We start from the raw sequence: 17,458 nt of genomic DNA, 5'->3' as shown, positions 1-17,458 counted from the left end.
AGAATACGTTGTAGATGGTGCCGTACTGGGTCTGGGTTAGGGAGTCAGGTATCACGATGTCCTCTACTGTCCACGAGCATTTGCCGAAATGACGGCGATTGAGTCGAAAAATATAGCTAACCAAGTTATGTACCAAAACATACTCCGGCCGACAAGGTTTTGCCAGCAAATTCGAGACCGATTCCGGGAAATGCTGATCAGTTTCGGCTTTCTCGCTAGGCTATTTTTGTAAATCACCCGATCCGCACCATTGCCCGAGATCGAGTGCAAAGGAGTCGGATGATTCATGAAGTGGACGCTGACCTCGTGATACTGGGCGCGGGCTTGGCCGGGCTCACTTTGGCGGCCCGGTTAGCTCGGGAGCGTTCCGGCCCGCGCGTCGTGCTGCTGGAACCTCGCACGGCCTATCGAGACGATCGCAGCTGGTGTTTTTGGCGACCGGAACAGCATGATCTGTCACATTTGGTCTCGCGACGTTGGAAAACATGGACTTTTTCCGATGCGGCGGGCTTGACCGTTCGGCACCAGGTGCCCGGACTGGCCTATCAGTACGTTCGGGGCAGCGATTTCTACGCGAGCGCGCAGGCCGACATTGCCGAGTCGCCGCGCGTCGAGCTATGTCTCGGGGTGAGTGCCGGCACGGTTACGGCGGTTTCGGGCGGCGTTCGGGTGGAGTCCAGCGCGGGCACACTGTTGGCGCGTCAGGTGATTGATACCCGGCCCTGCGCTGCGGCGACGATGCTGTACCAGAGTTTCGTGGGACTCGAACTGGAACGTGACTGTCCGCTGCCGTTCGACCCTGGCGAAGTGACGCTGATGGGGTCCCTCGCGTCCGACGCCGAGGGCTTGGGTTTTGTGTATGCCTTGCCGCTGGGACCGAACCGCGCGATCGTGGAGTGGACGCGGTTCGGTACGGCGCCGATCGACCGGGACCGCCTGGTCCTAGAGCTGGATCAGGTGCTTGCCGGGCTCGGCTTGGCTGACGCCAACCGAGTGCGAAGCGAGGGCGGCGTGCTCGCTATGGGACTGGGCCGCCAGGCCGCGCCGCCAATCACTGGCGTGGTGCATGCTGGCAACGCTGGCGGTGCGCTGCGGGCTGCTTCGGGCTACGGGTTCTTGCGCATTGCACGTTGGTCGCAGCTGTGTACGGAACGCCTGCTCGCGGGGCGGGAAGCCGTGGGGCATCCGGAAGAACCGCGACTGCGACGCACCTTCGATCGCATTTTTCTGCAGGCTGTTCGGGCGCACCCGGAACGCACCGCAGAGTATTTTCTCGCCCTCGCCCGCGGCGTTCCCCCGGCCGCACTGGTGCGTTTCCTCAGTGACGGTGCGCGGGCCGCGGACTACGCGCGCATCATCTCCAGCTTGCCGTGGAGCCCCTTCATCGCCCAGCTGGTTGCGCCTACCGTGTTCAGCCCGGCACCGGCCGTGCCGGTCGTCGCGGCCGTCATTGCACGGCCAAGCACAAGCACCAGCACAAGCACCAGCACCAGCACAAGCACCAGCACGAGCACGAGCACGAGCGAGCAGTGATGACCGGCCAAACAGCTCCGTCTCCTGAGGGGACCGCCAGCGTCAGGCCGCGGTGGCGTCGGGTGCCCATCGAGACGGTGGTGTTCGCCACCCTCGCCCTGGTCACCTTGGTCGTGCTCGGGTTGGGCCTGCCGCTGCCCTCGCTCACGATTCAGGTCGTGCTCCTCGGGGTGCTGGTCGGAATTCTGGGCCTGCCCCACGGCGCCCTCGATCCGCTGATCGCGCGCCGTGTCGGACTGTGGCGCACCCCGCTGGGCTTCGCCGGGTTCAACCTGGCGTACATTCTCGTCGTGGTCGGCGTTGTGTTGCTTTGGTTGATCGCTCCGGTGGCCAGCCTGGTTACGTTCCTGCTCGTGTCTGCTCTGCACTTTGGGTCTGATTGGAATGCCGACCGGGCGTTTTGGCTGCGGTTTCTTGCCGGCTTCGGACTGCTCACTGTCCCGGCGCTGTCGCATCCCGCGCAGGTGAGTGCCGCTTACGTGGTGCTGGCCGGAGACGGAGGCGCGATAGTAGCCAACGTGCAAGAGTGGCTTGGGCCGCTCGCCCTGGTCAGCTTGCTGATCGCGGCCCTGGTTGCCCTGCGACGTCGAGCGCACGAGAGCATTGAAATTCTGCTTGCGACCATGCTCGCGCTGGCAACAGATCCGCTCGTTTTCTTTCTGCTGTATTTCTGCGCACTGCACAGTTTTCGGCACCTCAAGGCGGGGTTCCACGCCGAACGTGATGGTGGACGGCTGTCGGCCCTGATGGTGATGGTTTACACCGTGGTGCCCATCCTTGTCGTGAGCGCAGTGCTGTTCTGGCTCGGCCCCGACGGAGCCCTGAGTGAGCAGATTCTGCAGGTAGTGTTCATCGGTTTGGCGGGACTAACCGTGCCGCACATGATCGTAGTCACTCAGGAAAACCGTCACCGACGGGCGTTGAGAGTATCCGATCGTTTGGCGGGTGGCCGCGCCACCAGTCTCCGGAAAGTCATTGATTGAGATGGTGGACATGAAACGCTACTAGACACAAACCATGCGTAATTCGCGGGCAGCTCTACTGGCGTGGAAATCTTGCGCAGTGGTGTCTTTAACATCTACATCAGTATCCGTGCGAAATTGTTTCGGACTTATTGACCGCCCGGGTGATGAGTAGACGATGCCCGGCGGGTCTTGCATTTCAGGATCAGAGCGCGTGTTGAAGGAGATGTCCCATGCGATCACGTTTGGTGCGGAGATACTCGGAGTTGGCCGGATGGGCACCTGCTGTAAGTGATACGCGCTCGAGGACGGTGATCCCGTGCGCGGTGAGCTGGTCGACCTTGTCCGGGTTGTTGGTGAGGAGGCGCACCGCCTGCAGCCGGAGGTTGTGAAGGATGGCAGCCGCGGCGGAATAATCACGGCCATCCCCGGGAAGGCCGAGCGCGAGGTTCGCGTCGAGCGTGTCTAAGCCGGCTTCTTGCAGTCGGTAGGCCTTGAGTTTGTTGACGAGTCCGATGCCGCGGCCCTCGTGGCCGCGCATGTAGATCACGACACCGCCATACTGATTGATCGTGTCGAGGGCGGAGTCGAGTTGGGGGCCGCATTCACATTTCTGAGATTCAAAGACCTCACCTGTGAGACATTCCGAGTGCACACGAACGAGGCAGCCGTCGGTTGGTGTGCCGGACACGATCGCGAGATGTTCGCTGCCGGTGACGAGGTCGCGGTAGGCGCGGAACTGGAAAATGCCGTGCTTGGTCGGGACGGTCGTTTCGACCTCAAACGTGACACCAGACATCTCGATGGCAGGAATGACGCCGGTACCGACTACCTTCGCCGAGAGTGCCGCGGTGCGTGCCCCCGAAGGGTTGATACTAAAACATGTTTCAGCCATGATCACAGCGATTCCAGTGGCACAGCGGCATCCGTGAGCCTGGCGCGATCGACCTGGTTGCCGCGCCGGATAATGCCTTGCACGGCTTCGTTGACGTCCCAGACATTCACGTTCATCCCCGCCACAACTTTTCCGCCCGCGACCCAGAAGGCGATGAATTCGCGACCAGTTCGGTCGCCTCGATACACCACGTCAGCGCCCCGAGTTAGGGGCCCGAACCCGGAGTACTCCATTCCGACGTCGAACTGGTCGGTGTAGAAGTAGGGGATGTCGTCGAAGGACACCTTCTGGCCGAGCATCGACCGGGCCGCAGCCTTTCCACCATTCAAAGCGTTGGCCCAGTGTTCGCTGCGCAGTCGCAACTTCGCCACAGGATGGTAGGCATTGGCAACGTCACCCGCTGCGTAGATTGCCGGGTCGCTCGTGCGAAGGGATGCATCGACGGAGACACCGTTATCGATCGTTAGCCCCGCTGAGTCGGCCAGCTCGACGTTGGGCGTGGCACCAATGCCGACCAAGACGAGGTCTGCTGGAATGACCTCTCCACTGGTGAGTTTCACAGCGGTAGCTCGGCCGTCCTCTCCGAGAACACGGTCAACGGACACCGAACGTCGCAAAATGACGCCGTTTTGTTCGTGGAGATCGGCGAACATTTGGCCGAGTTCGTCGCCGAGCGCGTTCGCCAAAGGGATCGGGTCGCGTTCGAGAATTGTCACGTCGTTTCCGAGGGTGCGTGCCGTCGCAGCTACCTCCATGCCAATCCAGCCCGAGCCGATCAAGACAAGACGCAGGCTTCCGCCCGCAAGCAAAGGGCGCAGCGTGTCGGAGTCATCGAGGGTACGCAGATAGCGCACCCCGTCAAGGTCTGCCCCGGGAATCGACAGGCGGCGAGGTGACGAGCCCGTGGTGAGCAACAGCTTGTTGTACGCGATGGCCTCACCGGCGGCGGTGTGGATGAGCTGGCGGGGGGCATCGATGCGGGCAACAGAACTGTCGAGGATTAAGTCGACGTCATGTTCCGCATACCAGTCCTCGGGATCTACGAATACAGAGTCGCGGTCACTGGATCCGCTGAGGTAGTCCTTCGAGAGCGGGGGGCGGATATAGGGCCGGTGCGCTTCGGCGCCGATCAGTTGGATCGGCCCGGTGAAGCCCTCTTCGCGCAGCGTCCTGGCAGCGGACGCACCAGCGAGCCCTGCTCCGACGATGACATAACTCTGAGAATCCGGCATGTTTCCTCTTTACTGGTCTGCTGGCGAGCTTCGTAGCCCAACTTTAGGAGCCTTCCGTTTCTTTTGTCAAGATACTTTGTTTTAGAGTTACGATCATCACTATGAACGAACAATCACGGTCGGACGACATATCCGCGATAGCGTCGCTCAGCGACCCGCTACGTCGGGCTTTGTTCGATCTTGTCTCTCAAAGCGCCACGCCGATGGGCCGTGATGAGGCGGCTGAGACGCTGGGCGTTCCGCGCGGGACGGTGGCGTTTCACTTGGAGAGACTTGCTCGATGCGGGCTGTTGGACACCGGATTCCAGCGCCGCACCGGCCGAACTGGTCCTGGCGCTGGACGGCCGGCCAAGCTGTACCGTCGTGCGGTCAACGAAATCGTCGTGTCCGTTCCGGACCGACACTACGCTCTGGCGGGAGAGCTGTTGATTTCTGCCATCGAGCAATCTGATCGCACCGGGGAACCCGCCCAGGAGTCGCTCGCTCGGGTGTCCGAAGAACACGGTCGTGCATTGGGTACGAGTACCGGCTCATTGGATGCGGTGCTGCAGTCAACCGGATATGAGCCTGTGGACGATGGTGATGGCGGATTGCTTCTTCACAACTGCCCATTCCACCAGCTGGCGAAGAGTCACACCGAGACCATCTGCGCGGCCAACCTCGCCTTGCTGGAAGGGGTCGCGGAGGGTGCGGGGGAGCGCGCGCGCAAGGTGCAATTTGCGCCGAAAGACGGATATTGCTGCGTGCGTATCGCCCGGACTGCCGAGTAGCTGAAAGACCCCCGGCGCACACCCCGAGCGTTCACCGACGCGGCCCGCATCATCGGCCAGGCGCTCACCTCATGCCAATACTGGCGGCGGTACTGAGTCGTTGGAGGAGGTCCGCGAGCACGGTCTGCTCCTCAGCGCTGAGCGCGGCAATGATGCCAAGCTCAGTTTCGAGGTGATGCGGTAATACCGTCTCGATGAGAGCTCTTCCCGCATCGGTGAGCGCGACGAGTTTACCGCGACCGTCACCGGGGTTTGCCTGGCGCGTGACAAGCCCGCGATTCTCCAGCTTGTTTGCTACCACGCGGCGCATGGTGGTGGAAATCCTGGGTCCTGGGCATTCTCAACATCGCAGCGTTCTTTGCGTTGCTTTTCATTGCGGCCTACCCACTCCCGGGCGGTGTGGCCGCAATCATGGGCGGTATTCAGCCACTGGTCATCGCCCTTCTGGCCAGCCGCGTTCTCCACCAGCGTTTGACGGGCCGGGTGGTCATCGCCGGCGCTACCGGCCTATTCGGCGTGTGCCTCATTGTGCTCCAGGCCCAAGCCCGCCTCGACGCCATCGGTCTCCTGGCCGCTATTGACGGAACCCTCTCCATGGCATCCGGGATCGTGCTCACCAAAAAGTGGGGACAGCCCGCGCCCCCACTCACGACCACTGCATGGCAGCTCATCGCAGGAGGCCTCTCCCTCCTGCTCCTCATGCTCGTGATCGAGGGCCTTCCCGTTGCTCCCCTGACACCGCTGAACGTTGTTGGATACACCTATCTGTCGGTCATCGGCACCGCGTTCGCCTACGTCATGTGGTTTCGTGGAATCGCACAGCTTGCGGCAAGCACCACGGCTTTTCTTGGCTTACTCAGCCCCGTCGTGGCCATCCACCTCGGCTGGATAATCGCCGGCGAAAACCTCACCTCAATGCAGATAGCCGGAATCGTCATCGTTCTCAGCTCAATCTCCGTCGCCATCGTTTCCCGGCGCACACCTCTCGTGCTGCGGTCATGCTGATTTCTATCCCCAGCAGATCCGCATTTGACGAGGCCCACCGTTCGAGAGGTCCGTGGGAGCGCAGACTGACGTGCGACGTTACCCGTTTGGTGAGCTATCCCCGGACCGGCCGCCCAATACTCAGACTGCGAGGTTTTTGAGGTACCGCGCCAAGACACGTGGTGCCGAATGAAGCGCCTCGGCCTCAACGACCGCGTTGTAGTTCGTGTTGGTGTTCACATCGTAGGTGAGCACTCGTCCGTCTTCGGCTTCGATGAACTCGATACCGCACACTTCCAACCCGTTCCGGCGCGCGAACTCGAGGTATTTCTCGATAATCGAGTGGTCGAAGTCTTCGCGCAGGCTGAACAGCTGCTGACCGGCTTCGGGGGCGATGGTGGCGCCGGGAGGCATGATCAGTTCGCGCGTGATCGGGTCGATGGCGCAGGCATCCGCTGGGCACAGCTGGAAGCCGCCGCGCGCGGTGTCGGCCTTGACGGCGTAGATGAACTCGCCGCCGACGATCTCGGCTCTGGTGATGAACGGTTCCGCAGCCTGGATGTATTCCTGAATCAGTGTGATGCCATCTTGCGGCTCCTCGAACTCGTCGGACGCAACGTACTCGGCGAGCTCTTCGTGGCTCGTGAACTTGCGCACGCCCAGACCCTTGCCGCCCTGATTATGCTTAGTCATGAACGGGGCGGGAAAGTCGCGTGCGGCGGCGAGGATTTGCTCGCGGCCCACCGCCGCCACGGTCCGCGGGGTGTCGATTCCAGCGGCTTTGAGAGCGACCAGCTGCTCGACTTTACTCATCTCAAGCTCGAGCACGCGTCGGCCGTTCACCGTGCGGCGGCCATGGGCCTCGAGCCAGGCCAACACGGCGCGGGCGTAGTCTTTCGACTTTCCATGGTCACGCGTGTGAGCGGATGCGCTGATGCGCGACCAGAAGATTCCCTCCGGTGGTACCGAATCCAGGTCGAGAACGCCGTCGGTGAGCAGCCATTCCTTCACCTCCATGCCCTCTGCTTCAAAGGCCCGGGCGAACGGCGGAAACCATTCGGGGTTCTCGTGCAGGGCATAGATCGTGGGCTGGCTAACAGTCATGAAAATCCTTTCGGGTTGCACTGAACTTAAGGAGGCCCCGGCGCGGGGTATTCCTTGGGTCTTGCGTCGTCACTACTGCGGGATCATGATGCCGTTGCCCGGACCCATCGGGAGGTCGAAAAAGAAGAAGACACTCAGCACGGCTACCCAGGCGAGCCAGAACGTGACTGCGAAGGGCAGCATGCGGGCGATTATGGTGCCGAGCCCCGCCTGTGGCTCGTATTTGCGCAGCATCGTGAGGAGCACGATCATGTACGGATTGAGGGGTGTGAGTACCTGGGTAGCCGAATCTCCGACCCGGAAAGCACCCTGGATGAACGCGGGCTCATAGCCCAGTAAGACGAACAGCGGCACGAACACGGCGGCCATCAGCGTCCACATGGCCGAACCGGAAATGATGAAAAGGTTCAGCAGCGACGCGAGCAGAACGAAGGCAACGACGGCCGAAAATCCAGTGAGGCCGATGGACTCAAGCCCCCCGGCTCCGGCAACAGCCAGCCAGCTTCCGATTCCGGAGAAATTGAACAGGGCGACGAACTGGCCGAGGATGAACGCGAGCACGAGGAATCCGCTCATGTCCTTAATGGCGTGCCCCATCACGCGGGGTACGTCACTGCCCCTGGCGATGGTTCCGGTGATCTTGCCGTACACCAGCCCCGGAATCACGAACGTGGCGAAAACGATGAACACGATCGAGCTCAACAGGGGCGAGCGAGGCAGGAAGCCACCATCTTCGTTTCGCCACGGGGATTCCGGAAGGAGCACGCCGACGAGGATCACTCCGGCGACGACGACGCCCGCCACGAACGCCCAGAACAGGCCGCGATTCTCGATGTCCGTGAGCCGCGTGCTCATCGCGGCGGGACCCGACACGTCGTCGTCGTTGATCTCCTCGCGCGAGATCCCTTGGCGGCCAAGACGCGGTTCGAGGATTTTGTCGATCATGAAGCCGGCCAGGGCGATGAGTACGAGCGCGGAGACCACATTGAAGAAGTAGTTCGAAATCGGGGTCACAACGGAACCGGCATTGGGTAGGTTCTGGGTGACCGACGTGGTGATCCCCGCGAATAGGGCGTCGAGGCTTGTCACGAACAGCGAGGTGGAGTACCCGGCACCCACGGCGGCAAACCCGCCGAGCAGCCCGGCGACGGGATGCCGGCCGGCGGCCTTGAACACCAGGGCTGCAAGCGGCGGGATCACCACGAATGCCGCATCCGACATGATCGACCCCACGACCCCCACGAACGCCACGGCGTAGGGCAGCGACCAGCGCGGCGCCGAACCGAAAGCCTTACGGATCAGCGCGGCGAGCAGGCCGGACTTCTCGGCAACACCAACCGCGAGCAGGATGGGGAGCACCGTTGCCAGCGGCGGGAAGCCCAGGTAGTTGACCCCAATGTTCTGGGTGAACCACGTGAGCCCCTCGGCGGTGAAGAAGCCCTTGATCACGGTGATCTCGTCGGTCCCAGGCAACTGCACCGTGACGTTGGCCCAGGCCATGGCAGTCGACGCCACCGCCGTGATTGCGAACAACAGGAGGAAGAGCATGAACGGGTCGGGCAGCTTGTTGCCGACGCGTTCGATTCCGCCGAGGACACGGTCGATCAGAACGGTACGCCGAGTGAGGGTCTGTGCTGGAGACATGGGGACTACCTTGCGTCGGAGGGAACGAAACGATCGGTGTGGGCAGAGTCGGACAGAGCCCGGTGAGGCGTCAGTCGAAGAAGTGCGGCACATCGATGGCGCCGCCCTGCTCCGCGAACTCTGCGGCCACGCTGCGTCGCAATTCGGCGTCGCAGAGAAAATCCAGGGCGGTGAAGGCGAGACCGCAGGCGCCGTCGAGCGCGCCCGACTCTGCGGCATCCGTTGCGGCGGCCGCCGCGAATTCGCGGGTGTGCAGGGCAACGTCGGATGCCGCAATCTTGATCAGTGGGTGGATGCCGGGGATGCGATGGCTCACGTTGCCGAAGTCGGTGGACGCTGCGATGGTTTCCGACACCACGCCAAGCGGGAGTGGCTGGCGCCCGCGGCGCTGCTGGGCGGCGACCCAGCGACCGGTGAGCGCGCTGTTCGTGCGCACGGGAAGTGACGGGGCGTGCTCGTCCCAGTCGATCTCAACGCTCGTTCCCGTCATCAATGCCGCGCCGCGTGCGATGTCATCCAGTCGCACGCTGAGGTCTTTGAGCGTGTCCGCGAACTTGGAACGGGCGTAGAGCTTGAGTACTGCGCGCTCGGGAATGATGCTCGGCCGTGTTCCCCCCTCACTGATTACAGCGTGCACGCGGTCTACCGGCGGCAGCTGTTGGCGCAGCAAACCAACGGCCTGGTACGCCAGGGTTGCGGCGTCGAGCGCGTTGCGACCCATAAACGGTTGAGCGGATGCGTGCGCTGCGACGCCCGTGAACGTCACGGTGAGCACGCGCCGACCGAGCCACACCTGATCGGCGAGGTCGTAGCCGTACGGGTGCACCATAATTGCGGCGTCGACGCCATCGAAGGCGCCATCCCTGGCCATTACTTCTTTGCCGGAAAAGCCTTCCTCGGCGGGAGTGCCCAGGAAGACCACCCGGCCTCTGAATGCGTGGGGATTCTCCTTGAGAGTGTTGGCCAGTGCGAGAAAAGCGCCGACTCCCGTGGCGGCGATCACGTTATGCCCGCAGCCGTGCCCGACATCGGGCAAGGCGTCATACTCGCTGAGAATTGCGATGGCCGGTCCGTCGGCTGAGCCGATCTCGGCGCGGATCGCCGTGTCGAGTCCGTGCACGCCGAGCCGCGCGTCTATCCCATAGCGACCGAGCAGGTCCACCAGATAGGCGGCGCTTCGACGCTCGGCGAAGGCGATCTCCGGGTCGGCGTGCAGGGTGTGAACGACGTCGTTGAGGTCTGGGGCCAGCGCCTCTACCTGGCTTTCGACTGCGCTAACGAGTTCCTCCGCGGCCCCGGAGAAAGGCGACGGCACCGACTCATAGGTCTGTATCCTGCGGGCGGTTTCGGCCTGAAGCTTCTGCAGATACGTGGTGCTCGGCACAATGGAATGGCTCATATATCCACCCTAGACAGGGAGACTACCCGGTGTCGCCGTGCTGACCCATGCCGTCATCTTTAGGACCGGTGCGAGGGGCATGACCAAGGACGAGCCCGATCATGCCAGCGCCCGCTCCCCTGAGCCCCTGGAAACCTCGGCGATCCGCTTGATCGCGCGGAGGGTTTTCGGGATGCCCTCGAGGGCTTGCTGGGTGCGGTCGGTGATCTGCGCGTGTGCGTCTTCGCCGAATTTCTCCTCGAACATGGCGATCCCGTCCGGCAGGAAATCCCACGACTCGGTGAGCATGGTCCCGGTCCCGTTCTCTGTCCCGGTCTCTGTCCCGTTCTCGGGAGCAGTGAAGCTGAAGCTCCAGCGGACGAAGCTGCCGCCCACCACCCAGGCGAATTCGTGACCGCGCTCTGCCCTCACCACCTCAGACCGGGTCTGCCAGGTCCGGTGCGGGAGCTCGTTGCGCCCGGTGAACCAGGCACCGACCCGACCGGCCTCGGCCTCGTCGTCCCACCAGCACGACGTGCAGACCGGGCTCCACTCGCCGGTGCGGGTGATGTCGGAGAGCAGGTCGTAGAGAAACGTGGCTGACGCCTCGACGATGACCGACTCCTGGTGGCTGAGGATGCGTGTCTCACTCATGCGTTCACCCTAACGAACGGGGTCACCTCTTCTGCCGCCGACTGCCGCCGTGCCAGTCCTCCTGCTTTCCGGCCGTGTCCGTGTCGACTCCGAACGCGGCCAGCTGTGGTTGCTCGCGCAGGCTGCGTTTGAGTTCGGCAAAACCCGGGAAGCGTGCCAGAGCGACCACGTGGTCCCACAACTCGACCGCTGCGTCCTCATGGGGCAACCGGCTGATCACCGGCCCGAAGAAGGCGACACCGGCGGGCGGCTCGAAGTGGATGATGGGTGTGCCCACGTCTTTTCCCGTCAGCGCGAGCGCCTCGTCTGTGTCCTGCTGGATCTCCCGGTCCCATGATTCGTCATCGAGAGCTTCCGCCAGCTTGAGCGGCAGGCCCGCCTCGGCGAGGATCGGCTCCACGAACTCACGCGTCCCGCGGATTTCACGCACCTCGCCCTCGGTCCGCTGGTCGTCCGGGCCGGGGGCAGTGTCGAAGATGTGGGTCCCGAATGCGGCGTACAGCGGCGCTATCGCCTCGCGTCCGTGCTCCGCTCGCGTTCGGGCGGCAACCCGCAGGAGCCGGAGCCCGGCGGTGTGACCAGCCTCGTACTCGGGAGGAAAGTGCGCGTCGTAGTCGACCCGGGCATTAATCAGGCGCAACGAAATGAACCGCCAGTCCACGGTGTAGTCGCGCTGCTTTTGCACCTGTCGCACCCACTTGCTGGTCATCCACGCAAACGGGCAAACCGGGTCGAAGTAGAAGTTGATGTCGGCGTCCATGCGTCCACCCTAGGCCAGTGCCGCACACGACTGAGATCGACCTGACGAGGGGGACTAGAACGGAAGTCTCCAGAAAACCTCGAATGCGCTTCGGCTGGCGTGGCATCCGCTCAACCAGTATTGGGCGGCGCGTGAGCGAACGTGCACCGGACTGTTTGACTCGTCACCCCTATCAACGGAAGTGCGGCCAGACCGCATGCTGCTGGGAGAGCATCCCGTGGTCGATAAACTTTGGGTATGTCAGACCAGCACTTCGAGCAGGATGAAACCCTGCGCCTGCCGACCATCCAGTTTCGCGTCGTTCTCGATCTGGGCCCCCGGCTCGCCGCGGCCGTCACCCTACCGGCGGAGCTGGCGCACCCCGACCTGTTCGCCGACCGCGACGACGAGGGCGGGGCGCTCAACCTGTCGATCGACTTCGACAGTGGCCAGCTGCACGTGCTGCTCGACGAGGCCGGCCCCAGCTTTCACTACCACGGAACGAGCGACCCGTTCGAGAGCCCGTGGCCGGCCGATCAGACCGAAAAATTACTCGAGTGGGCGCTCATCCTGGTGCAGGAGATCGACGCCCTCGATGAACTGCTCGACTCGATCTTTGAAGCCGCCGAGTGGTTCGAGCAGGGGTTCACACTCTACGTACCCGAGACTGAACCGACCCAGCTCGAACTCATTGAAGTCGGAATCGTCGGCGAGCTGCTGACGCTGCCGTGGCTCGGCTCCGGGCGCGTCGACCACGAGCATGTCGAGGGGGATAACCACCCGATCGCCCTGCTCTGGAACGTGAACAACGACGACCCCGACATGCCGATCGCCCGCGCCTGGCTCGACTTGGAGACCGGCGAGCCGCGAACGGCCGCCGAGCCGGGGGTGGACTGGAACGCTGTAGCCATGAGCGAAGACGAGGTTCTGGAGTGGCTCGTCGGCATCTACACGAACCACCACGTGGCCCCGACACCCGAAGCGCAGATCATGCGGGCGGCGCTGGAGCGCATGGGCGGCATCCACTGAACCGCAGTCGATAGTGTGTGGCTGGTCATTTTCGATCTGGCGCACTGACCGTCAGGCTGAGGGCGGGCATCCGTGTCACACGCAGCAGCGCGCCGCTAGCGAAAGCGTGGCGCCCGGGCCAGCGCGGCGAGCAAGCGTTCCAGGGGGCCCTTGCCGAGAAAATACCGCCACAGGCTGGCGCCGATGAAGGTGATGAGCAGCATCCCAATGAGTAGCGGCCAGCCGGGATAGTCGATTTCGGCGCTGCCGGCGATAACGGCCAGGGCGAGAATCTGCAGGGTGTAGACGGTCAGCGCCATCTGGCCGGTCGCCGCCACCGGCCAGAGGATCACGCGCAGCGCACGCCCCACAGACCGTCGCCGAACAGCGGTGAGCCAGAGCAACGCTCCAAGGAGTGCGACCGCGACCCCGCCGGAACCGATCACCTCGGCGATCGATCCGGAATGGGCCGCGGCGTTGACCCCGGGGAGCACGATGGCCGCGCTGTAGCCGGCGACCGCCGCTGCTGTTCCGGCACCGACGAGGGCTACCTGGGTTTTCGCACCGCCCAGATCGGAGCGCGCAATCATGAGCCCGGCCAGCAGAAACGGCATCCAGATGAGCACCGGGTAGGTGCCATTGAGAAAGAAATAGTCGACCAGGTAGGCGAGCGGCGGCCGGGCGGCATCCACTTCGCCCTGGGCGGCACCCAGCAACGGTGCACCGAACAGAAAGACGACGCCGACCAGGGCTATCAGCCACCGCTGCAGAAAAAGCAGTGGAATCAGCAGCAGAAACATGAGGGCGTAGAAGTGCAGGATGACGGCAACGCCGCTCTGCAAGCTGGCCAACACGATGCCGAGCAGAAACAGGACGAGCGCGCGCACCACGATGCCGGTCACACGCTGGGAACGCTGGCCGTGCGCGAGCGGATGCTGTGACCCGGTCATGATGCCGAGCGATACCCCGGCCAGGGTCGCGAACAAAATGGAGGATCGCCCGTCGGCCAATAGCTCGGCGTCGCCCAGGCGCGGGATGGCATGCGCCACGAACATGCCGATGATCGCCAGTCCCCTGGCGATGTCGATGGCGACGATCCGTTCGCTCGCGTCGGCCCTGTTGTGCATGAAAACAGGCTACGGGTTCATCCGGGCAGGTTCGCGCTGAGGTTGCCCGAGACCGCGGGTCGTCGCGGCACGCGTTCCGGTTCGCGGCGTCCCTTGGTAGGAGTGCCGCGAGCGCAAACGCGTGCCGCGAGCCGATATCGGACAGGGGTAGACGGCGAGTGGGTGCGGGGCCGCCTGATTCTGACAACACCCAGCCAGAAGACGGGTCGCCCGCAGACCGGCCTGCGGCAAATGGTAACGTCGCCAATGTCTAGCAACTGGTTTGACGGTCGATGCCCTCCTGCAAGGAACCTCCATATGCCCCATCGCATGAATCTTTCCAAGAACCTCCCACGCACATTGACGGGGCTGTCAAGCGAGATCCTGCAGGATCTGCAACAACTCGCGCGCACCCCGTCTCTGCTCGTGGCATGCAACTACGGAGGCACACTGTCCCATCACGTTGCTTCGAACGTGCCGTCCGTGCTGTTGGCCGAGTCTGCGACCGCCCTGCGCGCCCTCGCCGCCCTGCCCAACACCCATACGGCCGTCATGTCGGGGCGCCCGCTGCGCGACCTGGCCGCAGATTCCCGGCTGCCCCGGGAGGTGCACTTGGTCGGGTCGAACGGAGCCGAATTCGACTCGGAATTTTTTGACGCCCCCGAGCCCTCCGATGCGTCTCAGGATTCCGGCATCGCGCTCGACCGGCTACGCACCCGTCTCGGCGTCAGCGCCGCATTCTTCGCCGGCGATGCTGCAAGCGACGAATTGGCCATGAACACCTTGCACGGCCCCGACCTCGGCATTCGTATCGGCGACGACGAATCCGTCGCTGCTCACCGCATCAGCGGCCCCGAAAAGCTCGCCCAGATTCTGGCCCTGCTGTTCGAGCTGCGCAAGGACTGGCTGTTCGGTCAGCACGTCGTCGCCATTGAACGCCACTCCATGATCGGCGACGGCACCTCGACCGCCCTCGTGACGCCGGAGGCGCGCATCTGTTGGATGACGCATCCGCTGCCTGATTCTGGTTCGTTGTTCGCGAGTATCCTCGGTAGCGAAGAAGCCGGACACTTCTCGATCGAACCGGTCAAGAAGAGCCGGGTGCTGGGCCAGCGCTACGTCGACAACACCATGATCGTTGAAACCCGCTGGGCCGACGTGACCGTCACCGATTACATCGAGCCGTCCCCACTCGGCATCACCAACCTCGTACGCAAGCTCACCGGCACGGGGCTGGCCCGCATCGTGTTCGCGCCGCGGCCCGACTACGCCGTCGCATTCTTCAACATGCATGCGACCGACGGTCTGGTGACCATCACCGGTACCGCCGACCCGATCGTACTCTCGGCGGCCGGCGTCGAGTTCACGGTCACGAGTGACGGCCGCAACGAAACAGCCACCGCCGTCGTCGACCTCTCGCAGGGCGCGATCATGCTCAACCTGCGCTGCGGCGACACCGAGCCGTACACAGCGGATGCCTCCGGCGAAGCGGCGCGGCGCGGCGCGGTCATGAACGACTCGCGTGCCTGGGTCAATTCATTGTCGCTGCCGAGCGTGAAGCCCTCACTCGTCGGCCGCTCAGCCCTCGTCCTGCGCGCTCTCTGCTACGAACCGACCGGAGCGGTACTCGCCGCTTCCACGACATCGTTGCCTGAGGGAATCGGCGGCACGCGTAACTGGGACTACCGCTACTGCTGGCTGCGCGACGGTTCGATGACGGTCAAGGCGCTCGTCGATCTCGGTTCGACCACCGAGGCTGATGGGTTTCTGCGCTGGCTGGCCGGGGTCGTGGACGACAGTCCCGGCGCGCAGTGGCTGCATCCGCTCTATTCGGTCACCGGATCGTCGCTGTCCACCGAGGCAAGCCTCGAGTCGCTGCCCGGCTATGCCGGCTCCCGCCCGGTACGTATCGGGAACGCCGCCGACAATCAGGTGCAGATCGACGTGTTCGGGCCGGTCGCCGAACTCATCGACACCCTGAGTGCCCGGCAGGGAATCCTCTCGGACTTTCAGTGGCACCTGCTCACCGAGATGGTCGACGCCGTCACGAGCCGCTGGCACGAACCCGACCACGGCATCTGGGAGGCCCGGCGCTCGCCGCGACACCACACCTATACGAAGACGATGTGCTGGGTGACCGTGGACCGGGCCATCCGTACCGCGGTGCGGCACGGACGCGACGTGGGTACGGGCTGGATCGAACTTGCCGCCACCATTCGCGAGGAGGTCTTGCGCGAAGGCTGGAGTGAGGAAGCCCAGTCGTACACCGTGGCCTACGACAGCCCCGACCTCGACGCCGCCGTGCTGCACATCGGGCTGTCTGGCCTGCTCGACGTGACCGACGAGCGCTTCCAGCTGACCGTGAGTGCGGTGGAGCGCGAACTGCGCGTGGGCCCGACGGTGTTCCGCTACCGCTATGACGATGGTCTGCCCGGCCTCGAGGGTGGCTTTCACATTTGCACTACCTGGCTGATCGAGGCCTATGTGCTCACCGGGCGTATCGACGAGGCTGAGGCACTGTTCGATCAGCTCATCTCCCTGGTCGGTCCGACCGGATTGTTGTCCGAGGAATTCGACCCGGCCACCGAAACCCACCTCGGCAACCACCCGCAGGCTTACTCACACCTCGGTTTCATCCGCTGCGCGCAGCTGCTCGACGAGTACCGCAGGCGCTAGGGTGTGCCGCTGACTCGCGACGGGGCGTCCTTTTTCGCGAGTCAGCCGTGAAACGGTACTTTATCTCGGACACGTGTCCGAAAAGTGTTAGTGTCATGTAATGACTTCACTGACTGACCCGCGCCTGCAGGCGGTTCAGGTGCAGTCAGATGTTCAGCTTGAGTCGAAGCTCACCCACGATCCTCGGGCTGAGCGCACCAGGCAGCTCATTCTTACGGCGATTCGTACCCTGAACGCGCAGCCGGGGGCATCCGTCTCGGTCGCCGAGATCGTGCGCCTGGCCGGTATCAGCCGGAGCTCGTTCTATGCGCATTTTGCGAGCCTCGACGTGCTCGCCGCCGAACTGCTGCAGGCACAGTTCGCCGATATCGGCTCGGCGGGGTTGGACTTGCCGCGGCCGAGGACCGGTGAGAATACCGCACGCCTCGGCTATGCCCGCCTCGTCGCGCACATGGTGGAAAACTTTCCCCTGTACGCGAGCGTGCTGGAGTTGCCGCTCACCCGCAGCGCGCACGACCAGATCATCGAGGCTTACGCCACCCGCATGCTGCAGTCGGTGCTCGTATTTGACGACGCTGTGAACGCCAAGTTGGTCACCACTTACGTCGCTGGCGGCGCGCTCACCCTGATTGGTGCGTGGATGCGCGGTCACCTCGACGTCTCTGACGACGAACTCGTCGACCAGCTTGTTGCCCTGCTGCCGGGTTGGCTGCTCGAACCTGAAACCTTATGCGCAACGCCTGTTCGCGTTGCATCACCCACACAAAACTGAA

General features: G+C 63.6%; 15 protein-coding genes and 1 pseudogene. 7 read left to right on the top strand and 9 right to left on the bottom strand.

The genetic code is table 11. The features are described from left to right. Positions 1 to 279: 279 nt before the first annotated feature. Both CXY72_RS06440 and CXY72_RS06435 read left to right on the top strand, forming a co-directional pair. Complete coding sequence (locus CXY72_RS06440) at positions 280 to 1,533, top strand: lycopene cyclase family protein (RefSeq protein ID WP_104126868.1); 1,254 nt, start codon at positions 280 to 282, stop codon at positions 1,531 to 1,533. A 62-nt stretch (positions 1,534 to 1,595) separates the two neighbouring features. Beyond that, positions 1,596 to 2,516: a Brp/Blh family beta-carotene 15,15'-dioxygenase gene (locus tag CXY72_RS06435; protein ID WP_158252505.1), complete on the top strand. Its 921-nt coding sequence runs from the start codon at positions 1,596 to 1,598 to the stop codon at positions 2,514 to 2,516. A gap of 184 nt (positions 2,517 to 2,700) precedes the next feature. Here the strand turns inward: CXY72_RS06435 and ribA are convergent. Both ribA and CXY72_RS06425 read right to left on the bottom strand, forming a co-directional pair. After that, positions 2,701 to 3,297 (bottom strand): annotated as a pseudogene (ribA, locus tag CXY72_RS06430) (GTP cyclohydrolase II); the annotation flags it as partial. A gap of 95 nt (positions 3,298 to 3,392) precedes the next feature. Further along, positions 3,393 to 4,622 carry an NAD(P)/FAD-dependent oxidoreductase gene (locus CXY72_RS06425; protein WP_104126865.1) on the bottom strand — a complete coding sequence of 410 codons (1,230 nt, stop codon included), beginning with the start codon at positions 4,620 to 4,622 and terminating at the stop codon, positions 3,393 to 3,395. Between the two features lie 101 nt (positions 4,623 to 4,723). Between CXY72_RS06425 and CXY72_RS06420 the strand changes: the two genes are divergently transcribed. Then, positions 4,724 to 5,392 carry a metalloregulator ArsR/SmtB family transcription factor gene (locus CXY72_RS06420; protein WP_104126864.1) on the top strand — a complete coding sequence of 223 codons (669 nt, stop codon included), beginning with the start codon at positions 4,724 to 4,726 and terminating at the stop codon, positions 5,390 to 5,392. Positions 5,393 to 5,456: 64 nt separating this feature from the next. On the opposite strand, the gene CXY72_RS19225 is transcribed toward CXY72_RS06420, so the two are convergent. Beyond that, positions 5,457 to 5,693 carry a MarR family winged helix-turn-helix transcriptional regulator gene (locus tag CXY72_RS19225; protein WP_199183972.1) on the bottom strand — a complete coding sequence of 79 codons (237 nt, stop codon included), beginning with the start codon at positions 5,691 to 5,693 and terminating at the stop codon, positions 5,457 to 5,459. Between CXY72_RS19225 and CXY72_RS06415 the strand changes: the two genes are divergently transcribed. Further along, entirely contained in the window at positions 5,684 to 6,397 is a 714-nt protein-coding gene (locus tag CXY72_RS06415) for an EamA family transporter (RefSeq protein WP_104126863.1), read from the top strand. The genes CXY72_RS19225 and CXY72_RS06415 overlap by 10 nt on opposite strands. Positions 6,398 to 6,517: 120 nt before the next feature. On the opposite strand, the gene CXY72_RS06410 is transcribed toward CXY72_RS06415, so the two are convergent. The 5 genes from CXY72_RS06410 to CXY72_RS06390 form a co-directional block, all read right to left on the bottom strand. Continuing rightward, positions 6,518 to 7,480, bottom strand: a complete 963-nt coding sequence (locus CXY72_RS06410) for a RimK family alpha-L-glutamate ligase (RefSeq protein ID WP_104126862.1) — start codon at positions 7,478 to 7,480, stop codon at positions 6,518 to 6,520. Positions 7,481 to 7,552: 72 nt separating this feature from the next. Continuing rightward, positions 7,553 to 9,124, bottom strand: coding sequence for an AbgT family transporter (locus tag CXY72_RS06405; protein ID WP_104126861.1), 1,572 nt, complete (start codon positions 9,122 to 9,124; stop codon positions 7,553 to 7,555). A 70-nt stretch (positions 9,125 to 9,194) separates the two neighbouring features. After that, positions 9,195 to 10,523, bottom strand: a complete 1,329-nt coding sequence (locus tag CXY72_RS06400) for a M20 family metallopeptidase (RefSeq protein WP_104126860.1) — start codon at positions 10,521 to 10,523, stop codon at positions 9,195 to 9,197. Between the two features lie 99 nt (positions 10,524 to 10,622). Beyond that, positions 10,623 to 11,156: an SRPBCC family protein gene (locus CXY72_RS06395; RefSeq protein ID WP_104126859.1), complete on the bottom strand. Its 534-nt coding sequence runs from the start codon at positions 11,154 to 11,156 to the stop codon at positions 10,623 to 10,625. A gap of 22 nt (positions 11,157 to 11,178) precedes the next feature. Beyond that, a complete protein-coding gene (locus CXY72_RS06390) occupies positions 11,179 to 11,916 on the bottom strand; it encodes a hypothetical protein (RefSeq protein WP_104126858.1) in 738 nt (245 codons plus the stop codon). A gap of 237 nt (positions 11,917 to 12,153) precedes the next feature. Here CXY72_RS06390 and CXY72_RS06385 point away from each other — a divergent pair, with 237 nt between their 5' ends. Beyond that, a complete protein-coding gene (locus CXY72_RS06385; protein WP_104126857.1) occupies positions 12,154 to 12,924 on the top strand; it encodes a hypothetical protein in 771 nt (256 codons plus the stop codon). A 95-nt stretch (positions 12,925 to 13,019) separates the two neighbouring features. On the opposite strand, the gene CXY72_RS06380 is transcribed toward CXY72_RS06385, so the two are convergent. Further along, a complete protein-coding gene (locus CXY72_RS06380; RefSeq protein ID WP_104126856.1) occupies positions 13,020 to 14,030 on the bottom strand; it encodes a heparan-alpha-glucosaminide N-acetyltransferase domain-containing protein in 1,011 nt (336 codons plus the stop codon). Positions 14,031 to 14,327: 297 nt separating this feature from the next. On the opposite strand from CXY72_RS06380, the gene CXY72_RS06375 reads away from it, so the two are divergent. Both CXY72_RS06375 and CXY72_RS06370 read left to right on the top strand, forming a co-directional pair. After that, positions 14,328 to 16,685, top strand: a complete 2,358-nt coding sequence (locus CXY72_RS06375; protein WP_104126855.1) for a trehalase-like domain-containing protein — start codon at positions 14,328 to 14,330, stop codon at positions 16,683 to 16,685. A gap of 100 nt (positions 16,686 to 16,785) precedes the next feature. Then, entirely contained in the window at positions 16,786 to 17,457 is a 672-nt protein-coding gene (locus tag CXY72_RS06370) for a TetR/AcrR family transcriptional regulator (RefSeq protein WP_104126854.1), read from the top strand. The last annotated feature ends 1 nt before the right edge of the window (position 17,458 follow it).

The sequence above is a fragment of the Cryobacterium sp. Y57 genome, from assembly GCF_002929505.1.
Taxonomy (GTDB): domain Bacteria; phylum Actinomycetota; class Actinomycetes; order Actinomycetales; family Microbacteriaceae; genus Cryobacterium.
The sequence above is the reverse complement of the archived record's forward strand: the minus strand, read 5'-3'. Positions and strand labels throughout refer to the sequence as shown.